Origin of the sequence: Polynucleobacter arcticus (assembly GCF_013307205.1) — a bacterium.
Taxonomy (GTDB): domain Bacteria; phylum Pseudomonadota; class Gammaproteobacteria; order Burkholderiales; family Burkholderiaceae; genus Polynucleobacter; species Polynucleobacter arcticus.
In genome coordinates, this window is the sequence record NZ_CP028940.1 from 1,999,405 (window position 1) to 2,020,341 (window position 20,937).

Annotated in this window: 18 protein-coding genes; 2 read left to right on the forward strand and 16 right to left on the reverse strand. The window is 46.7% G+C overall.

From position 1 onward, the window contains the following. Positions 1-60: 60 nt before the first annotated feature. The 12 genes from DN92_RS10125 to DN92_RS10180 all read right to left on the reverse strand — a co-directional run bounded on the left by DN92_RS10125 (position 61) and on the right by DN92_RS10180 (position 14,127). Positions 61-3,096 (reverse strand): efflux RND transporter permease subunit, encoded by a 3,036-nt coding sequence (locus DN92_RS10125; RefSeq protein WP_173961120.1) that lies wholly within the window; start codon positions 3,094-3,096, stop codon positions 61-63. A gap of 7 nt (positions 3,097-3,103) precedes the next feature. Further along, the gene (locus DN92_RS10130) at positions 3,104-4,243 is read right to left on the reverse strand and encodes an efflux RND transporter periplasmic adaptor subunit (protein ID WP_254598392.1); all 1,140 of its coding nucleotides are present in this window, start codon (positions 4,241-4,243) and stop codon (positions 3,104-3,106) included. A gap of 169 nt (positions 4,244-4,412) precedes the next feature. Further along, positions 4,413-5,948 carry an efflux transporter outer membrane subunit gene (locus DN92_RS10135; protein WP_173961122.1) on the reverse strand — a complete coding sequence of 512 codons (1,536 nt, stop codon included), beginning with the start codon at positions 5,946-5,948 and terminating at the stop codon, positions 4,413-4,415. A 145-nt stretch (positions 5,949-6,093) separates the two neighbouring features. Further along, on the reverse strand, positions 6,094-6,855 hold the full coding sequence (locus DN92_RS10140; RefSeq protein WP_254598295.1) for a pirin family protein: 762 nt from the start codon (positions 6,853-6,855) through the stop codon (positions 6,094-6,096). A 145-nt stretch (positions 6,856-7,000) separates the two neighbouring features. Next, entirely contained in the window at positions 7,001-7,558 is a 558-nt protein-coding gene (locus DN92_RS10145; RefSeq protein WP_173961123.1) for a flavodoxin family protein, read from the reverse strand. A gap of 24 nt (positions 7,559-7,582) precedes the next feature. Further along, positions 7,583-7,993: a DoxX family protein gene (locus DN92_RS10150; protein ID WP_173961124.1), complete on the reverse strand. Its 411-nt coding sequence runs from the start codon at positions 7,991-7,993 to the stop codon at positions 7,583-7,585. A gap of 29 nt (positions 7,994-8,022) precedes the next feature. Beyond that, on the reverse strand, positions 8,023-8,439 hold the full coding sequence (locus DN92_RS10155; RefSeq protein ID WP_173961125.1) for a MarR family winged helix-turn-helix transcriptional regulator: 417 nt from the start codon (positions 8,437-8,439) through the stop codon (positions 8,023-8,025). A gap of 157 nt (positions 8,440-8,596) precedes the next feature. Beyond that, positions 8,597-10,429: a glutamine--fructose-6-phosphate transaminase (isomerizing) gene (gene glmS / locus DN92_RS10160; RefSeq protein ID WP_173961126.1), complete on the reverse strand. Its 1,833-nt coding sequence runs from the start codon at positions 10,427-10,429 to the stop codon at positions 8,597-8,599. Continuing rightward, positions 10,429-11,919 carry a bifunctional UDP-N-acetylglucosamine diphosphorylase/glucosamine-1-phosphate N-acetyltransferase GlmU gene (glmU, locus tag DN92_RS10165; protein WP_173961127.1) on the reverse strand — a complete coding sequence of 497 codons (1,491 nt, stop codon included), beginning with the start codon at positions 11,917-11,919 and terminating at the stop codon, positions 10,429-10,431. The genes glmS and glmU overlap by 1 nt, the downstream gene beginning before the upstream one ends. After that, positions 11,916-12,824 (reverse strand): tRNA 2-thiocytidine(32) synthetase TtcA, encoded by a 909-nt coding sequence (ttcA, locus tag DN92_RS10170; protein WP_173961128.1) that lies wholly within the window; start codon positions 12,822-12,824, stop codon positions 11,916-11,918. Before ttcA ends, glmU begins: the two co-directional genes overlap by 4 nt. A gap of 30 nt (positions 12,825-12,854) precedes the next feature. Then, positions 12,855-13,250 (reverse strand): dihydroneopterin aldolase, encoded by a 396-nt coding sequence (locus DN92_RS10175; RefSeq protein ID WP_173961129.1) that lies wholly within the window; start codon positions 13,248-13,250, stop codon positions 12,855-12,857. A gap of 55 nt (positions 13,251-13,305) precedes the next feature. After that, entirely contained in the window at positions 13,306-14,127 is an 822-nt protein-coding gene (locus DN92_RS10180; RefSeq protein WP_173961130.1) for an SDR family oxidoreductase, read from the reverse strand. Positions 14,128-14,152: 25 nt separating this feature from the next. Between DN92_RS10180 and DN92_RS10185 the strand changes: the two genes are divergently transcribed. Next, the gene (locus DN92_RS10185) at positions 14,153-15,340 is read left to right on the forward strand and encodes a class I SAM-dependent methyltransferase (RefSeq protein WP_173961131.1); all 1,188 of its coding nucleotides are present in this window, start codon (positions 14,153-14,155) and stop codon (positions 15,338-15,340) included. Positions 15,341-15,344: 4 nt separating this feature from the next. On the opposite strand, the gene DN92_RS10190 is transcribed toward DN92_RS10185, so the two are convergent. Genes DN92_RS10190 through DN92_RS10200 form a run of 3 tightly spaced genes read right to left on the reverse strand, consistent with a single transcriptional unit; the run spans position 15,345 to position 19,328 of the window. After that, complete coding sequence (locus DN92_RS10190; RefSeq protein WP_173961132.1) at positions 15,345-16,484, reverse strand: tRNA nucleotidyltransferase/poly(A) polymerase-related protein; 1,140 nt, start codon at positions 16,482-16,484, stop codon at positions 15,345-15,347. A 4-nt stretch (positions 16,485-16,488) separates the two neighbouring features. Continuing rightward, positions 16,489-17,397: a complex I NDUFA9 subunit family protein gene (locus DN92_RS10195; protein WP_173961133.1), complete on the reverse strand. Its 909-nt coding sequence runs from the start codon at positions 17,395-17,397 to the stop codon at positions 16,489-16,491. 23 nt (positions 17,398-17,420) lie between these two features. Beyond that, positions 17,421-19,328: a lytic transglycosylase domain-containing protein gene (locus DN92_RS10200; RefSeq protein ID WP_173961134.1), complete on the reverse strand. Its 1,908-nt coding sequence runs from the start codon at positions 19,326-19,328 to the stop codon at positions 17,421-17,423. A gap of 97 nt (positions 19,329-19,425) precedes the next feature. On the opposite strand from DN92_RS10200, the gene DN92_RS10205 reads away from it, so the two are divergent. Further along, the gene (locus DN92_RS10205; RefSeq protein WP_173961135.1) at positions 19,426-20,064 is read left to right on the forward strand and encodes a 5-formyltetrahydrofolate cyclo-ligase; all 639 of its coding nucleotides are present in this window, start codon (positions 19,426-19,428) and stop codon (positions 20,062-20,064) included. A gap of 16 nt (positions 20,065-20,080) precedes the next feature. Here the strand turns inward: DN92_RS10205 and metF are convergent, their stop codons facing one another. Further along, a complete protein-coding gene (gene metF, locus DN92_RS10210; RefSeq protein ID WP_173961136.1) occupies positions 20,081-20,911 on the reverse strand; it encodes a methylenetetrahydrofolate reductase [NAD(P)H] in 831 nt (276 codons plus the stop codon). Between the last annotated feature and the right edge of the window lie 26 nt (positions 20,912-20,937).

Here is a 20,937-nt window from a genome sequence, read left to right on the forward strand (position 1 = left end):
GGCTCTCAAATAAAAAGGGTGAACTGAGTTCACCCTTTTCTTTTCTACCGCACAATCCAATTACTGTTGCTTGAATTTCTTCTGATGATGATCGGTACCAATAAATAAATACATTGCCGGCACAACAAACAATGTAAAGAGCGTGCCAATCGATAAACCTGTAAAGATCACGATGCCCATGGATTGACGGCCAGCAGCGCCCGCACCAGAGGCAATGACTAGAGGCACTACGCCCAATACCATTGCCGCAGTTGTCATTAGGATGGGGCGCAGACGCACACTACTCGCCTCAACAATCGCATCCAACTTCGTGCGGCCAGCTTCTTGCAACTCATTAGAAAATTCCACAATCAAAATACCGTGCTTACTAATCAGCCCCATCAGAGTAACAAGGCCAACCTGGGTGTATACGTTCAGGGTAGTAAAGCCAAGGTTAATAAAGATGAGTGCGCCAAATAAAGCCAGCGGGACTGACACTAGGATCACGATTGGATCGCGGAAGCTCTCAAACTGGGCAGCCAATACTAAGAATACGATCAAGATCGCAAAGAACATGGTGACCAGAAAGCCCCCAGACTCGGCCATGAACTGACGAGATGGACCAGCGTAGTCCATTGCGTAGCCATTTGGGGCTACTTCTTTTAAGGTTTGACGCATGAACTCCAGCAAATCTGCTTGAGAGATAAATGGTGTACTCACACCAGAGATCGTGGCCGAATTAAGTTGCTGAAAATGATTAATGGATTGAGGAACCACTTTTTTCTGAATACTAGCAATCGTACGTGCCTGAATCATTTGTCCGCTTGGAGTACGGATGTAGTAATCCAAGATCTGGTCGGGGTTGAGGCGATCTACTTGCTTTACCTGAGGGATCACACGATATGAGCGACCAGCTACTGAGAAGTAATTGACATAACCACCACCCAAAGCAGCTGATAAAGCGCTGCCCACCTGCTGCTGAGTCATTCCCAGTGCCGCAACTTTTTCACGATCAATGACTAGAACATCTTGAGGCTTATCAATCTTTAAATCCGAGTCAACGAAAAAGAAATTGCCGCTACGACGAGCCTTATCTAGGACTGCCTGAGACACTTCATTGAGTTGCTCATAAGATTCGGTAGTGTTGATCACCACTTGAACAGGAAGACCCTGCGCTCCCGGTAAAGCCGGGAACTGAAAAGCCGCCACACGAGCACCAGCAATCGTATTCCACTTACTCTGCATATCTTCTTGGAACTTGGTAGCATTGCGGCTACGTTGATCCCAATCCTTTAGCAGTACGCCACCAAAGCTACTGGTTGGACTAGTGATCTGGAACATCTGTTCGTACTCAGGCTCTGCTGCCGATATCTGATAGATCTGATCAGCATAGGTCTGCATCTGATTGACCGTGCTATTTGGCGGCCCCGAAGCTTGCATTAGGACAATACCCTGATCTTCCGTTGGCGCAAGTTCAGCACGAGCCGTGGCGTAGAGATACGCAACACCACCCAGCAAAATAGCACCCATCACAATAATGACCTGCCACGTGCTTAAGAGTTCACGTAAGGTAGTTTGATAACTGTGATGCACCTTATCAAAAATACGATCAATCTTTTGTACAAAAGGTGAGACCTCTTGTGCTTCCGTAAAGATCCGTGAGCACATCATGGGAGAGAGCGTCAACGCAATCAATCCCGATACCGCCACCGCGCTGGCCAAGGTAAAGGCAAACTCTGTAAAGAGTGCACCCGTTAGACCGCCCTGGAAGCCGATCGGAATATAAACGGCAATCAACACAATCGTCATTGCCAAAATAGGACCGCCCAATTCACGTGCAGCAATGAGAGAGGCCTCTAATGGCGACTTGCCCTCCTTCATATGGCGGTCAACGTTCTCGACCACAATAATCGCATCGTCGACCACCAAACCAATCGCTAAAACCAAGGCAAGCAGTGTCAGCAAATTAATGGAGTAACCCAAGATCTGCATGAGGAAGAATGTACCAATTAAAGAAAGGGGCATCGCAATCACCGGGACTGCTACTGCTCGCGCACTGCCTAAGAACAAATAGATCACTACCGTCACAATCAACAACGCCTCTAGCAGGGTCGCTACCACTTCGTCAATTGATGTCGTGATGAACTTAGTAGAGTCGTAAACCACTTTGCCAGACATGCCGGTGGGTAACTGCTTTTGAATATCAGGCACTGCGGCACGCACACGCTCAGCAACATCTAGTAGGTTGGCTTGTGGCGCAACCTTAATTGCGATGAATACCGACCTCTTGCCGCTGAACGCTACATTGGTGTTGTAATCCTCAGAGCCCATGCTCACAGTAGCTACTTGCTCTAAATAAACAATGTTGATGCCATCTTTTTTGATGACTAGCTTGCGGAACTCATCGAGCGTATGTAAATCCGTGCCCGCCACTAAGTCGACAGCCACCATATCGCCCTTGGTGCTACCTACTGCCGAAAGGTAGTTGTTAGCGGCCATTGCGCTATAAACATCATCGGCACCTACTCCCAGACCGGCCATCTTCTCGCGATCGAGCCAAGCGCGCAGAGCAAACTTTCTACCGCCAGTAATCTCCGCATTTTGTACGCCGTCAATTGAATCTAACTTGGGCTTAACTACGCGTAACAAATAATCCGTAATCGCATTATTGGGGATCTCATCACTGTAAAAGCCCATATACATTGCCGCAGTCGACTGACCAATCTGTACCGTCAGCACCGGTTGCTGAGCCTGTGGTGGCAGTTGATTCTTAACGGAACTAATTTGTGTCTGAATCTGCGTCAACGCCGCATTGGAGTCGTAGTTGAGTTTTAAGGTAGCTGTGATTGTGGATAAGCCACTCACACTCATCGATGATAAGTAATCGATACCCTGGGACTGGGCAATCGCCGTCTCTAATGGTTGCGTGATAAATCCAGCAATCGTTTCAGGGTCTGCACCATAGTACGCAGTCGTAATGGTAACAATGGCATTTTGTGTTTGTGGATACTGGTTGACGGGCAAAGATCCTACCGCCTTCAAGCCAAACACCAAGACAAGCGCACTCACCACCAGCGAGAGTACTGGTCTACGAATAAATATGTCAGTCCAATTCATCTAGGACTTATTCCTGTGGTTGTGGGTTTGGTGAATTCGCAGGCTGAACTTTGTTATTCACAATCAGTGGCGTGCCATTCTTCAACTTGAGCTGGCCGCTAGTTACCACTGTAGCGCCCTCCTCAAGACCTTTTAAGATGGCAACTTGGTCGCCGCGCGTTAGGCCCGTAGTCACAAATACTTGCTGCGCTTCGAGTGTAGGCTTGCCTTGCTTATCTTTCTTACCTGTTGGCTTAGCGATAAACACTGTCGAGCCGTAAGGGTTGTAGGTAATGGCGGTCTGCGGCAAAGTTAGCAACTTCACTTCATCACCCAGCTTGATATTCACATTAGCAAACATGCCTGGCAAAATCTTTTTATCCGGATTGGCTAATTGCGCTTCAATCTGAATATTGCGGGTATTGGTGTCTACCTTGGGACTCACTGCGGTGACTTTTCCTGTAAAGCTCGCATCTTTAAATGCATCTGTCGTTACAGTAATTTCTTGGCCCACCTGAATCTGTGCCGCATTACTTTGTGGCAAAGTAAAGTCAACAAAAATAGGATCTAAGGTTTGTAGCGTGAGTAATTTATCGCCAGGATTCACGTACTGACCTGGGTTAATCATCACAATACCTACGCGCCCACTAAATGGGGCTTTTAGATTCTTTTTAGCCACTAAAGCCATTTGCTGCTCTACCTGAGCTTGCTTAGATTTCGCATCCGCTTTACTGGTATCAAATACATTCTTACTAATCGCCTGAATCTCTAGCTGCTGTCTATCACGCTCATTAATGACCTTAGCTAAATCCGCTAATGCTTTTAGTGAATTTAATTGGGCCATATCCGATACATCATTTAACTTGATGAGTAAATCACCTTCTTTTACATCCATGCCAGATTTAATCGGTACGGTTTGTACAAGGCCGCCAATTTCAGTACTGAGCTCAACGCCTCGGTAAGCACGTACATTGCCGACGCTGGTGAGCTTAGGTTGCCACTCTGAAGAGTTAACCAATAAGGTGGACACAGTTGCAGGAGGCAATCCCATGCCTGCAATGAAATACTTAATTAAGGATGTCTTCAGTTGATTAAAGCCAAAGATCAAGCCCAGCAACAAAAATACACCGCACAACATAATGGTCATGCGACGACCCAAAGGAGTCATCGACTGGAGTTTAGCGTTGACCTTGCTACGTACAAATCGTTCACGTAACCGCGCCCACCAACCCGTTACTTTTCCCCATAGTGCAATGAGCCTCTCGCGCAGTTTCCACTCTACTGCCTTCGCAAGTATCCAAGTCCATAAAGCAACTGCAGTAGCAGTGACTTTGGTTTTAATTGTTTCCAGAAGTTTCATGTTGATCTTTGTTCGCTATGGCTTTTGGTTGAAAGGCTGGGCCAGTGCGATTCCACCAGCCTCCACCTAATGCTGCAAATAATGCTGCTGAGTCTGAGAAGCGAGTAGCTTGCGCAGAAACGGATTTGACTTTAGCAATTTGATATTGATTCTGATAATAGAGAACAGCCAAGTAGCTTGCTGTACCTAATTTATATTGCTGTTGCACTAATTCGAGCGTCTCGTAAGCGTAGCGCTCTGCATCTGATGCCGACTTCAGGGCCTGAGCACCCGTCTCTAAAGCACGCAATGCATCGGCTACCTCCTGGAATGCTTTGAGAGTAGTAGCTTGATACTGGAATACTGCTTGCTCATAATTCGCGATAGCGCCTCTGCGCTGTGCCAATAGTTGCCCGCCCTGAAAAAGTGGTTGAAAGATGCCGCCGGCAACAGACCATAAAGCCGCATTCGGCCCAAAGAGGGCATTACTCGTTAAAGCTGCAGAGCCAATAGCCCCAGTAATATTAAATTGTGGCAACAAGTTTGCAGTAGCGACACCGACCAAGGCATTGGTTGCCTTTAACTGGGCTTCAGCTGCACGCACATCAGGACGTTGACGTACTAAGCTAGATGGCACTGACAATGGCAACTTCTCTGGTAGGCGCAAGGACTTCAGATCAAACTGAGTGATATTGGCGTTACTGGGTAAATCACCAACCAAAACTGCCAACTGATTGCGCGCAAAAGAGAGATTGCGCTCGTAGTTAAATAAATCTACCTGAGAGTTGGACACTAAAGTTCTTTGCGAGGTAACGTCAACTTTAGAAACTGTTCCGATTGCCAATTGCTTTTCTGTGACTTCGGCTAAATTGGTTTGCGCTTTCAGAATTTCTTCAGTGGCTTGCATCTGGGCGCGCAGAGCTGCTTCACGAACAGCACCAGTAACGATATTGGCCGTTAAAGAAAGATAGGCGCCCTCTAATTGGAACTGTGCGATCTCCGCTCGCGCTCTCGCATTTTCAACCGTACGACGAGCGCTGCCAAAAATATCTAGCTTATAGGTGACATTCACTGATGCGTTATAGAGGTTGTAAGTATCGGACCCATAAGGCAAGCCATAGATAGCCGAGGGCTGAAGCTGACGTGCGGCACCACCATTTAAGCCAATCGCCGGAAAATACTGTCCGCCAATTTGTGCGTTGACATTCTCTTGGCTAGCGCGCAGTGCTGCATCTGCAGCACCTAAGTTGGGGTTTTGTTGAAGAGCCTTTTTAATTAATGCATCTAACTCGGGAGATTTAAATAATTCCCACCACTGAGCTTCAATATCCGCACCCTCAATAAACTCTTGATTGGTACCACCAGGCACTCCAGGGGCAGTCGCTAGTTTTTGAGACAGCGGAGTCTCGGTGTAAGTAGATGTATTGGGAGCGGCTGGCTGCTTAAAGTCTGGTCCCGCCGCACATGCAGAGAGAAGGCTCACAGAAAGTAGCAAGAGCAAACGCACAATAGAGATATCTTTTAAATCAAACATGAAGGGGAATACATATCCTTTTCTACAACAGATATTGGAACACACTTTACTAATCTAGTCTGTGTAACACCTTGATTTGAATAGTGAAATTTATTCATCACGAAACGTTAAAGTCAAACAGTTTTTTTACGCTCTTTGCACATCATTAGTGAGTAATTTCCCCAAAGCTTCCGCTATTGAAGTCGTGCATCGCTTGAGCAATCTCTTCCTTAGTATTCATGACAAATGGCCCATAACCAATAATGGGCTCATCGATAGGCTCGCCACTCAGTAACAAGGCAATCGTGTCTTCCAACACATTAACTTCAATATCCTGGCCTGGATTACTAAACATTAACATCTGAGCATCTTTGGCTACTGTGCCCTCACCGGCTTCTACAGCGCCTTTCAGCACTATTAGCGCAGTATTCCACCCCTCGGGGACGGGAATGGTTAATGCACCCGGCTTTAATTTCAGATCAGTGACATTCATAGGCGTGAAGGTATTAGCCGGACCAGTATTGCCTTCAAACTCTCCAGCAATGATGCGTGCGACTCCTGCACCATGCTTAAGCTCAATTTCGGGAATTTGCTGATTCAGAATAGCTTGGTAGCCTGGCTTAGTCATTTTGTGCTTTGCTGGCAAATTCACCCAGAGTTGCACCATATGCAAGGTTCCACCATGCTTAGCAAAACCCTCTGAGTGGAACTCTTCATGCAAGATGCCCGAGCCGGCAGTCATCCACTGCACATCGCCAGGACCAATTACACCGCCCTGTCCTGTTGAATCCTTATGCGCTACTTCACCCTCGTACACAATCGTCACCGTTTCAAAGCCACGATGGGGATGTGAGCCCACACCCTTACGATCAGTCGTTGGAGGAAACTCTGCTGGACCTGCGTAATCGAGCATCAAGAACGGACTCATTTGCTTTCCTAAGTGTTGATAGAAAAACAAAGTGCGCACCGGAAAGCCATCACCGACCCAATGACCTTGATCATTACCTTGAATACCGATTACTTTTTTTTAAAGCTTCCCCCTAATATATTGACAGTCAATATGGATAACTCGATTACTTAGCTTTAAATTGGTCTGCAATCTTGGTAATACGCTCACCATATAGACGAGCAGTCTCCAAATCACCCACGTTCACTTCATCAGCACTTGCATCTGATGGTGTCTGCATCATGGCACCAGCAAATGAGCCAACATAATTCACATCATCGCGTTTTGCAGCCTTGGAGTTAGAAGGCATCAGACCGGTGCCCACCCAAATTCCTGAGTGCTGCATCGCAAGGGTAAAGAAATAATGCAAAGTGGAATGCTTATCGCCATTCATGGTGGCAGAGTTTGTAAAGCCGCCAAAGATCTTATCTTTCCATTGCTGTGAAAACCACTGTTTAGAGCTAGCATCAGCGAATTTCTTAAATTGCCAGCTCACTGTACCCATATAAGTTGGCGAACCAAATATGATGGCATCAGCTGCATTTAAAGCATCCCACTGCTCTGAAGTAATATTACCTTCAGCATCAATCGCTATTAGAGCGCCATTGGAGCCCTTAGCAACTGCCTCAGCCTGTTTAACAGTATGGCCATATCCACTATGAAATACAACGACTACTTTAGTCATGATTTTTTCCTTAAATAAATGAAATTACTTCACTACCTTACGAGCATCGATACTGAAACTGCCAGCACCAGCAGAGGCTAGAACTAATAAGCCACCCATTACAGCAATATTTTTAAAGAACAATAATTGTGCGACATACACCGCATCAGCAGGAGCAGCCCAGAATGCATGGCCAGTAACAGCTGCGATTAAGGTAAAGACTGCCATGATCACAGCAACGATTCTTGTTTGAAAGCCTACGAGCAAAGCAATGCTTCCGGCAATCTCAATCACGATTGTTGCTACCAACGCAAATACTGGTGCTGGGATCCCTATTGATGCGAAGTACGCTAGCGTGCCTTCAAAGCCAGATAGCTTAGCCAGGCCTGCCGGCAGAAAGAGGGTCGCAATTAATAGCCGGCCGACTAAATTCAATACACTTTGATATCCATTCATATGAAATTTTCCTTTTGATGCTTTTTTGATTAATTAAAAATTACTTTTACGTTTCGCAAAACTGTCACTGCTTCTTCTAATTCTTTCTTACTGAGTTTTCCAAAAGCCTTGCCGAGGTACTCCACATGCTCTGGGAAAACTTTTTTGAATAACTTATCTCCAGCCTTAGAGAGGCCGATTTTGTAGCTGCGGCCATCCTCGATATTCAAGAACTTTTCAATCAGTCCTTTGGCCTCGAGTCTTTCGAGTACCCCTGTCATGGTGCCCTTTGAGACCAGAGTTTTTTCACCCAACTCCTTGCAGGTCATGGGCGGCTGATTACCAAGGGTTGCCACGATATCAAACTGGGTCATTGTTAAGCCCATAGCCTTGATATGGGCTGCCGAATGCGCTTCAAAAGCCTGATACGCCTGAACCAATTCCCTGACCAGCGATAGATGATTCATATCTGCACTCCAATTTAGTCTGTATGCGTACTATTTTAGTACTAGTTAGTACCAATTGCAAGAAGCTTATAAAAAATAGGGTAATTCAGAGTAGCGCTTTGAATTACGCCTGAATTAAATGGAAATACTGAGTTTGTTTAGGCCCACCCCAGCAGAATTACTCGACCGTAACGCTCTTTGCGAGATTGCGTGGCTTGTCGACATCCGTACCTAGGGCACAGGCTGTGTGATACGCCAAGAGTTGCAAAGGGACCACATGCAAGATTGGTGAGAGATTGCCGTAGTGCTCGGGCAAACGAATCACGTTGATGCCCTCACTGCTAGTAATGTCGGTATCTTGATCTGCGAAAACATATAGCTTGCCACCGCGCGCCTTAACTTCCTGCATATTGGATTTCAGTTTCTCCAATAAATCATCTTTAGGAGCTACGGTTACCACTGGCATCTTCTCAGTCACCAAGGCAAGCGGTCCATGCTTAAGCTCACCAGCCGGATAAGCTTCAGCATGAATATATGAAATCTCTTTGAGCTTTAACGCACCTTCAAGTGCAATCGGATAGTGCATACCGCGACCCAAGAACAAAGCGTTCTCGCATTTAGCAAAAGTTGTACTCCACGCCATAATCTGCGGCTCAAGCGCTAAGACAGCATGCAAAGCTTTTGGTAAATGACGCAAGTCTCTGAGCAGCTCTTTTTCTCTTTCAGGGCTCACTTTGCCAGCACGCTTGGCCAATGACACTGCCAAGAGGTAAAGGGCAACCAGTTGAGTAGTAAAGGCCTTGGTAGAGGCTACGCCAATCTCGGTACCAGCCTTAGTTAAGAAGTTCCAATGGGTTTCTCGGACCATGGCGCTACTGGCCACATTACAAATAGCCAAGGTGTACTGATGACCTAGGGCTTGCGCATGACGCAAAGCAGCTAAGGTATCGGCAGTCTCGCCAGACTGGGATACGACCACAATTAATGTATTGGGATTGGGTACAGTAGTGCGATAGCGATACTCACTCGCAATCTCTACCTGCGTCGGAATGCCCGCTAAATCTTCCAACCAATATTTAGCTACACACGCCGAGTAATAACTCGTGCCGCAAGCCAAGATCAAAATTTGATCGAATTCTTTCCATTGCTCCGGATCGGCATGAAAAAGCTCTGGGCCAAAGTGCGCGATATTCGCAAGTGTGTCGCCAATTGCTCTTGGTTGCTCAAAGATTTCTTTTTGCATGTAGTGCTGATATGGACCCAAATCAACAGAGTCAGCTTGGGTAGGCATCGCCTTATGCTCTCTTTGCACTACCTTACCAGCCTGATCAATGATCTCCACGCTATCCGCTTTCAGAATGGCAACATCGCCTTCTTCTAAATACATCATCGAATGGGCGCGACCAGCGAGTGCTAAAGCATCGGAAGCGAGGAAATTTTCATGCTCGCCAAGCGCTACCACTAGTGGAGAGCCAACACGTGCACCTACCAACATATCTGGATGGTCTTGCGCGATCACGCCAATCGCATAAGCTCCATGTAGTCGCGGCAATACTGAGCGCACTGATGCCACTAAGTCCACCTGCTTATCGGCTACATAAGCTTGATGAATTAAGTGCGCAATTACCTCAGTATCTGTTTCAGAGGTAAATACATAACCCGTAGCCTTAAGCTCCGTGCGTAGGGATTCATAGTTTTCAATAATGCCGTTGTGCACTACGGCGATTAGTCCGCCAGAGATATGGGGATGGGCATTTTGTGTATCAGGCTTGCCGTGCGTTGCCCAACGGGTATGTGCAATACCCAAGGTACCGTGAAAGTCTTTGCCTTGCTCTGCCAACTCAGAAACACGGGCAGTGGTACGAGCACGCTCAATCGGATGCTTCGCATCATCACCGTTAATTACAGCAAAGCCACAAGAATCATAGCCACGGTACTCAAGGCGACGTAGGCCTTCAATCAAGACCTCAACAATATTTTTATGCGATGCTGCACCAACAATTCCGCACATTATTTTTTTACCTTCACCGATTTTTTAGCGCTAACTCTCTTTGTAGCTACTTTCTTTGCCACTACTTTCTTTACCGCTGCTTTCTTATCCTTTTTTACCGGACGCTGCCACTGCAAAGAGATTTGCTTGGCGCGAGAGACTGTTAACTGGTTGGGCGGTGCATCCTTAGTTAAGGTAGTTCCCGCACCTAAGGTGGCACCACGGCCGACGCGCACTGGAGCAACTAACTGAGTATCAGAGCCAATAAATACATCATCTTCGATAATGGTTTGGTGCTTATTGACGCCATCGTAGTTGCACGTAATCGTACCTGCACCAATATTGACTCTAGATCCTACAATCGAATCGCCCACATAGGCCAAGTGATTGGCTTTGCTATTGGCAGCAATCTTACTGTTCTTCACTTCGACAAAGTTGCCGATATGAACGTCATTTGCCAAATCTGCACCTGGGCGCAAGCGGGCATAAGGGCCAATCAAGGAACCTGCGCCAACCTTAGCACCATCAAGGTGGCTATAAGGATGAATGGTGACATTCTTACCAATTGCGCTATTACGAATAATGCAGTACGGACCTACTTTCGTACCTGCAGCTAAAGTGACGGATCCTTCAAATACACAACCCACATCAATAAATACATCAGTGCCACACTCCAGCGCTCCACGAATATCGATACGTGCTGGGTCGGCCAAAGAAACGCCGGCATCCATTAATTGATGGGCTTGATTGAGTTGATGAACGCGCTCTAACGCAGCCAACTGATCACGGCTATTGACACCAACAGTCTCATACTCGGCATCAGCTTGTGTCGTACGAATGGGCACCCCATCATTCACCGCCATCGCAATCACATCGGTTAAATAATATTCACCCTGGGCATTGCTGGACCGTAAAGCCTTCAACCATTTTTTTAATGCATTGGTTGGCAACACCATGATCCCGGTATTAATTTCTGAAATACGCTTTTGCTCAGGCGATGCATCTTTTTCCTCGACAATCGCTTTTACTGATCCATCAATATCGCGCACGATACGGCCGTAGCCTGTTGGATTGCTGAGATGCTGGGTGAGCAGCGCTAAAGCAGAATCTTGACCACGCACTCCGTCAGCCAGCTTGGCCAATTTAGCCAGCGTCTTTTTGCTTGTCAGGGGTACATCGCCGTAAAGAACCAAGGTAGGCTCATTCATATCCAATTTAGGCAAGGCTTGCAATAAAGCGTGGCCCGTTCCCTTTTGCTCGGCCTGCAGTGCAGTAATTACTTTGCTAAAGCTAGGATCCTGCTCACTGACCACTTGGAGAAATTGCCTGATATCAGCAGCACCATGGCCAACTACGACGATGGGGCCAGTTTTAGCGCTCTTACCCTGAAGGCCTAAGGCAGTGTTGAGAACATATTGGAGAAGCGGTTTCCCGGCCAAGGTTTGAAGAACCTTGGGTAAGGCGGATTTCATCCGCTTTCCCTGCCCAGCAGCCAAGATAACGATGTTCATAGAGAGGGATTATAAGACCCTTGAATGAGTGTTCCACAGGCTAATTCATCGATTTCTGTCTCATCGATTGCTTTATCACCGGATGATCTGGCAGCAATACCCGACAGTTCTGTTGAAATCTCTAGGCTCTTGAAATCAAATGCTTCGCCATCCATTAAATGGGAGGGGACAATATGGTGCATAGAGCGGAATAGATTCTCAACGCGACCAGGGTGCTTTTTCTCCCACTCGCGCAATAATTCTTTCATAGCGCCACGTTGTAGATTGGGCTGACTGCCACAAAGATTGCAAGGAATAATTGGGAAATTCATATCTACCGCATAACGCTCAAGTAACTTTTCAGGAACATAGGCAAGGGGACGAATCACAATATGCTTACCATCATCGGACCGTAGTTTTGGCGGCATGCCTTTGAGCTTGCCTGCAAAGAACATGTTCAATAACAGCGTTTCTAATATGTCGTCACGATGGTGACCCAATGCAATCTTTGTTGCACCCAACTCATCTGCTACGCGATACAAGATGCCACGACGCAAACGTGAACATAAACCACAAGTAGTTTTTCCTTCAGGAATAACCCGCTTCACAATACTGTAAGTATCTTGGTTTTCAATATGGTACTGAACACCTAAAGCTTTTAAATAGTTTGGCAAAATCTCCGCTGGAAATCCTGGCTGCTTTTGATCGAGATTCACAGCAATAATTTCAAAATCAATTGGGGCGCGTTCACGCAACTTTAAAAGAATATCGAGCATGGCATAACTATCTTTACCGCCTGACAAGCACACCATCACCTTGTCACCATCTTCGATCATGCCGAAGTCACCAATTGCTTGGCCCACTAAACGGCATAGTTTTTTCTCAAGCTTGTTTTCTTCGAAGACAACTTTACGGGTATCACTCATGGCTACTGAATTCTTTTCTGAATATTTTCTTTAAGCCTGTTTTATCCGGAAGACCTCAACGCCTACCGAATGGCAATCTGGATATACGTCTGGCTTGGCCGTGCTAACGCATGCTGCAACAACTTTGGGGTGCAGCAACATCGCATTGACGATGTCATCGCAAAAGGTCTCTTGTAATTGGATATGCCCATGGGAAGACAAGGCCTTAATAGTTTCGCGCATAAAGTCGTAATCAACGACCTCTTCTAATGCATCCTTAGAAGGTGTATTCATACTCAGAGGAATGTACAGATCTACATTGAGAATGACGCGCTGCTCTGCTTTCTTCTCAAAATCATGAACGCCAATATTGATGTAGATTTCATAATCACGTAAAAATAAGCGGCGGCAATCAGCTAATGCGGGATGAGAAAGAATGGCATGCATAAATGGTGTATTAACTCTTTCTTAATGAACTATTTTTTATTCTGATTTGGAATACTTAATTTGTTTTAAACATCACATCGCGTGATGATGGCAGTAGATGTTGTCCGCCATCGACGTATAAGGTGGTGCCCGTGACTGCATTAGAGCTTGCCAAAAATATTGCTGCCTTTGCAATATCACTGGGGGTTGATGACTTACCTAATGGCGTCATCTGATGTGCTTTAGTAAAACCATCATCCGTTTGGTCGCCAGAGGTCAGCGTAATACCTGGGGCCAAACCAATGACCCTTAAGTGAGGGGCAAAATCCATCGCCAATATTTCTACTGATGTGAGTAGTGCCGCTTTGGATAATGTGTAAGACAAATAATCCGGATTGAGATTCACTAATTTTTGATCGAGCAGTTGTATGACCGAGGGAATGGAAACCTCTTCCTCGTTTGCCTTTTTAGCTTTGCTCTTATGATGTTCAAACATCAATTGAGACAGTAAGATGGGCGCCGCTAAGTTGACCTGCATGTGGTCATGTAAGCTTTTACTACTCAGTTGTGTATCAGAATTAGCGCGATCATATTCAAAGATCGAAGCGCTATTCACCAAACACTCTAAGTTGCCGAACTCAGCAACAACTGCAGTGAACAAGGAGTGAATTGCTGATTCGTTAGCGAGGTCAGCCTTAAACGCAACCGCCTTAGCTCCCAGCCTCTGGATTTCAGCTACGGTGGCCTGGGCGTCTGCTTCCGACTGGCCATAATGGATGGCCACATCCCAGCCCTGGCGTGCAAACTCCAAGGCAATATACCGGCCAAGACGCTTGGCAGCGCCGGTCACTAAAACCGCTTTATTTTGCCGAGGTTGTGGGTTTGAACTCAAGTTCACTGAAATTCTCTTAGACTAGCGAGCTATGGATATTACCTTGACCAGCCTTGAAACGGCGCATACCGAGCTACTGAGCCAGAAAATAATCGCAGAAATCGCCTCTCAAAGTGGCTGGATGCCTTTTTCAAGGTATATGGAAATGGTCCTTTATGAGCCAGGAATGGGGTATTACAGTGCTGGGGCACATAAACTGGGTGCTGGCGGCGATTTCACGACTGCACCCGAGCTCTCCCCCTTATTTGGGGCAGCAATTGTTGAGACGCTGTTACCCGTCCTAGAAAGCCTCAAAGCTCAGGGGCTTCCTACCCAGATTCTGGAGTTTGGTGCCGGCACCGGCAAGCTGGCCGAATCCATCCTCACCCGTCTCAATAATCTAGGTTTCGAATTAGATCGCTATGACATGATTGAAATCTCTCCCGATCTAGCCCAAAGACAAGAGGAGCGCATTCAGCAGCTTTCAAAAGAACTGAATCTATCTACACAATGCCACTGGCTAAGCTCTTTGCCTAATAACTTCAAGGGCATTATTTTGGCTAACGAGGTAATTGATGCGATTCCTTGTGATGCCATCATTTATCAAAATGACTTTTGGTACTGGCAAGGCGTTACCGTTGTGGATAACAAACTTACTTGGTCGGTAGGAAAGCCTGTCGAGCAGTCCCTACTTCCAGAAGCATTGCGTAATGGAAATTTCTCTGAAGGCTATGTCACAGAGCTACACACACCAGCGAATGCCTGGATTCGCGAGGTAGCTAATCATCTCGATACCGGCCTCTTCCTCACTTTTGACTATGGCTTTCCAGAAAGCGAGTACTACCATCCTCAAAGAGCGCAAGGGACCATCATGGTGCATCATCGACATCATGCGATTCAAGATCCCTTTCATCTTCCTGGACTATGTGATTTAACAACGCATGTCGATTGGTCACAGATTGCGCGTAGTGCACTCGTAGAACAAGTCGATGATGTCTACCTTAGCAATCAAGCCAGCTACTTGCTTGATGCAGGTATTGGCGATATCGCCTTAGAAATTGGTGATCCCAGTAATCCAGTAACTTTCTTGCCGATTTCTAATGCATTACAAAAGTTATTGTCTGAAGCAGAGATGGGTGAGCTATTCAAAGTCTTTGCTTTTTCAAAGAACTTGAATAATTTACTGCCAGACCATACCTTAGAGGACTTGCCTGGCCTCAGGGCCAGAAACCGACTCTAATTACTTAGCTGTTGAGTGCAACAGTAATGGCGGATAGCCTTGCAAGATCAACAGCACTCCGAATGCGCTCGCCATTCGATCGATCTTCAGCAGGAACACTCGCAATGATTTCTGCAGTGTTGAGTGATTGAGCTTGCTGCACTGCGTTTATTAAAGCCGACACAGGCAAATGAATCTGTTGAGCAAGTTTGAGCAAAGCGAGTCCGCGATCCGGCTTGCGCCAAACATCGGCTCGATTAAACCAAGCTAATACATCGAGTGCTTGGTATATGCCACCAAATTTGCCGGCGGTATTTTTAATCAGGAGATTGAGATCGCTAAATATTTCACTGAAATCACGTACCTCGTTTGGCGTCTTGACTGACTCTGCCCATGAACGAATTTCACTAGCAGGTAAATGCATCAGGATTATCGCGCAACGATCCTCCAGGCGACTATCTGATACTTGCAAGTGAGCGATCAATTCCTCGCGATATTCTTCTTTAGCCAAATGCGATGTCAGCGTCGACGGCAGCAAAACTCTGGCCGCGTCTGTATCTAGTAAAACTTGAAACATGCGCATTGGCTTGTTGGCAGCAAAACCTCTGGCCAGCTCCTGCCAGATCCTCTCGGCCGAAAGTGCTGATAACTCATTCGACTGCACAATGGCTTTTAAGGCATCCAGTGTTTCTGGTGCGACCATGAACTCCGGAAAGCGCGCAGCAAATCTGGCGATACGCAACAGGCGTAAGGGATCCTCTGCAAAAGCATCTGAGACATGACGAAATATTTTGGCAGCTAAATCTTGCTGACCGTTGTAGGGATCCAAAATGGGTCCGACCCAACTGCCATCAGCAGCTACTTCGCGTGCCATCGCGTTAATAGTCAAGTCTCGGCGCTCTAAGTCTTGCTCCAAGGTAACGGTCGGGTCAGCATAAAACATAAAGCCCTTATAGCCTTTGCCCGTTTTACGCTCAGTTCGCGCCAGCGCATATTCAGCTTGAGTCTCTGGATGTAGGAATACCGGGAAATCTTTACCAACGGGACGATAACCCTGAGAAAGCATTTCTTCTACGCTAGAACCCACCACTACGTAATCAATGTCGTGCACAGGTAGCCCCATGAGGGTATCCCGAATAGCGCCACCGACTGCGTAGATCTTCATTGTTTTACTTCATACCCTCTAATGTGCGACGACTAATACCAAATACGCTACTTAATGCATCAATCCCATTGAGCGGCAGGATGTTCGGGACTTGCATAGAGGCAATATTGTCACGCGACATTAAAGTTGGTACTGGCAAGAACTCAAAAGCTAAGGCTTGCAAATATCCTACAAAAGCAGGCATAGGAATGATGGCGCAGCGGGTATTCACTTTGCGAGCAGCAAATTCCACAATCTCCTTCATGGAGTACACCTTAGGTCCGACTAAATCATAAGATTGATGAATAGTTGATGGCATTTTCAAAGACTTAGTAAATGCAGTTGCCACATCATCCACGCTCACCGGCTGAAACTGTGCATCTGAATTTGCTAAAGGCATCGCTGGGAATAATTTCGTTAACTTGGAAAACAAATTAATAAATTGATCTTGCGCGCCAAAAACAACGGATGGTCTAAAAATCGTCCAATCTACATTGCCGGCCTTTACTACTGCCTCGCCATCACCCTTACTACGCTGATACATCGATGGACCCTTTGAGTCTGCACCTAAGGCGCTCATATGCAAGTAACGCTTAAGGCCATTCATCTGCATAGCGGTAATGATACTTTTGGGGAGATCAACATGTGCCGCTTGAAATATCTTCCCATAAGGCTCCGCTGGCTTGTCATGCAATACGCCCACTAAATTAATGACAGCACCATTTGGTTTGATACGCGAGCAGAGCTCTTGCAGAGAATCAAACTCATGTACATCGGCATCTTCTAAATGGATTTTGGGAAGCATACGTAATTCACGTGCGGCCGCTAAGTGCCGTGTCGGCAATAAAACAGAATAGCCCTCTGCCTGCAATTGAGCGGCTAGAACCCTGCCAACGAAACCGTTACCACCGATCAACAGAATGTCATATTTCATAAAACTCCAATGTTGTAGAAATACTAAGGTAGCTCTGACGCATTTGCTGCTTTAGGTGCAATCACACCTAAACGCTGCTTTAGAGACTGGGTTTGTCCATGCATCACCGATGAGTAATAGGTCGCATTCGCCAAAACATTTTTTACATAGGTCCGCGTCTCGTGGAACGGAATCGTTTCCGCGAAAATCGCGCCCTCAGTTGGACTGGTTAACTTTTCACGCCAAGACTTGGAACGTGAAGGACCGGCGTTATAAGCCGCTGATGCCAGCACCCATGAACCATCCAAGTCCCCCAAGACCATATTTAGATAATTACTACCCAATGTGAGATTGGTATTGGTATCGGTGAGCTTGTCATTGGTATACGAAGTCATGCCAATTTTCTTAGCCACATACTTTGCTGTATTGGGCATCACCTGCATCAAGCCAGAAGCGCCTACAGAGGAAGAGGCATTCATGATGAAGCGGGACTCTTGACGAATCAATCCATAGGCCCACGCTAGGTTCAAATCAATTTGCTTGGCGATCGGAGCCAGTTCATCTCGATAAGGGGTTGGATAGCGCAAACTAAAATCATGCTCTTGCTTGGTTCGGTCTGCAGTATTCACCACGCGGTCATACAGGCCAATACGTTTAGCGTACTCAGCCGAGGCCAATAACTGCTTGTCGCTCATATTGCGCAATTCCCAGTTCCATTCGCGGTTGCCTTCAAACCGTAAATTCATCGCATAGAAGCGCTCGCCCCGAATAAAGCCTTTACGACTGGCTACCGTATCAATATCTTGGTCGCTTACTTTAGTGCGTGCAGGTGCCTGATTAGATTTTCCCAGATCTTCGCGAGCTAATTGTCCATAGAAGTTGTACTGCTCTGCAACAAGCTCAAGGTTCTCACGCGCTTTTTCGTTTTGACCATCCACCTTTAATGCACGTGCATACCAATAAGTCCAAGCGGGATCCTTACTACGCACTGCGGGGTTCATACCCTCAATCGCATTCTTGACCAGCATCCAATCCTTGGCGCGTAAGCCTGCGCGCACTTTCCACTCTTGTCCTTCAGTAGAAAGCAGTTCGTTATAGCCCAACTCTTGTTGCAGACGATAGGCATCATCCGCATTGGGATCTAATTTCTTAGCGAGGAACTGACCAATCACACCCCAAGCCACAGCTTGATTTTCTTTGCTGTAACGCGATGCATTTTGTGAAAAATCTTTAAATGCTTTTGCAGGGTCTGCTTTGGCCGCTTTCACAATCTCAGCAACAGGGTCTTCGCCACCCAAGCGGCGTGACATCGTATCAAAGCCCATTTCACTGGCAGCACGACCAATTGCCTTTGCCTCGCTTGGCGTCATGCCGCCTGCGCTGACTAAGGCAGGAACTAGCTCTTGGCAGGCTTGCCCGAAGTAACGTGGGTCTAACAATATTGCACGCGCATCAATCGCAACTTTAGTTGCATTCTCGCCTTGAGCCAATTTAGATTGCAATGCATAACACTTCACTTGAGTGTCATCATCCAAAACAAATTTGGGATATTCAATATCAAAACGTGACCAGTCTTTACGCTTGCCCAAAACTAGCAGCCAATCATTACGCATCCGGTCAGCTAAAGCAGTGCCTTGATATTGATTCAGAAATGCAACAACCTGAGAGTCTGCATTACTATCCGCACGAGCACCACCAGCGCTATCAAATAATTGGGGCTTAATACGGAAATAGGCTACATAGTCATCATAGGGATAGTTAAAAAGACTAGCGGCTAATGTTTGTGCACGGGCCACATCGTTTCTTTTGGCTGCTTCACGCAGCTCAATAAAGGCACGATCACCCTCGGTGATTTCTAAAGCAGAGGCTCTGCTTTCCTTGGCGGAAATGGTTTTCTTAGACTTCTCTGCCCAAACGCTGGGGACGCTCGCTAGCAAAGCGAGGAATACCATCCCGCCTACCTTTATTTGCCAGCCATTTAAAAGATCAAACCTCTTTTTCACCGTCTTGCCCTATTGATTTACTGTATCTCTCAATTTTCGCCTGATAATGGCTGATATGCACGGCAATTCTCTAAAATCGCTACGGCAGGACTTACTGGCTCAAAGGAAACAGTTTGCGGCCAGCGAAAGCTATCTGGCTAAACGAGACGCGGTTTTGACTGGCCTCACCCAATTTCTTGCAAATTACGGCGCACAAATCCAATCCCTTGCTTTATATTGCCCCATTCAAGATGAGCTTGATCTACGAGCGGCTCTATTGGCATGGGCTGCTAGCAATACAGACAAGACCCTTGCGCTCCCTTTTGCGCGCCCTGACAAACATCTGGATTTTTACACTTGGCAGGAGGGTGACCTTCTCATACCGAGTCGTCATGGCGTACCAGAACCAGATCCCAATAATCCCCGTCGGCCTCAAGTTGCGCCAGATTGCATCCTGATTCCCTGCGTGGGATGGTCAGAGTCAATATCGGGGGATAAAAAACATTATTGGCGCCTTGGCTATGGCGGCGGCTATTTTGATCGCACTTTGGCGCAGTTGCGGGCTGAAAAACCCAAGCTATTGTGTGTAGGCATTGGATTTGAATGGCAAAAACTCGATGATGCACAGTGGCGGGCTCAAACCCATGATGAGCCCTTGGATCTACTGCTTACTGAGTCAGGGCTTTTGCCCTCATTACCTTATTAAGTCTGCATATTCAGACCTACTTATTCAGACTCAAATTATCAGCAATAGCCAAGACAGCATCCGCCTGATTGAGTGAGTAGAAGTGCAATCCGGGAGCACCGGCGACTAAAAGCTGGTCACAAAGATCAGTCACGACTTGTTCTCCAAAAGCCCGAATTGAAGCGCTGTCATCACCATAAGACTGCAAACGCAAACGAATCCAGCGTGGAATCTCTGCGCCACAAGCATCTGAAAAACGCAGTAACTGCGTGCTGTTGGTAATCGGCATAATGCCGGCAATCACGGGTTGAGTCACACCTAAGTTATATGCCTCATCTACAAAGCGAAAATAGGCATCGCTGTTATAGAAATACTGAGTCACTGCTGAATTAGCCCCAGCCTTCATCTTCTCGACAAAGAAATGGATATCACTTGCAGGTGATTTAGCCTGAGGATGGCATTCCGGATAAGCGGCCACATCAATATGAAACCAATCGCCCGTTTCTGCACGAATAAATTCAACTAATTCATTAGCGTGATGGAACTCGCCATACTGACCCATGCCAGATGGCAAGTCGCCACGCAAAGCCACAATACGTTTAACGCCTAAAGCTTGATATTGCTTCAGCATTTCGCGCACGCTTTCACGTGAGCTGCCGACACAAGATAGGTGTGGAGCTACCGCTGCACCAGCAGCATGAATATCACTCACTACCTTTAATGTGCCAGATTGAGTAGAGCCACCGGCACCAAAAGTCACAGAATAAAAAGCGGGCTTCAGCGTTTCACTAAAACGCTCGCGTACGAGATGTAACTTATTCTCACCTTCAGGTGTTTTTGGAGGGAAGAATTCAACGCTTAATTCCATGGTCTTGGGCCTGTATCTCTATTTCT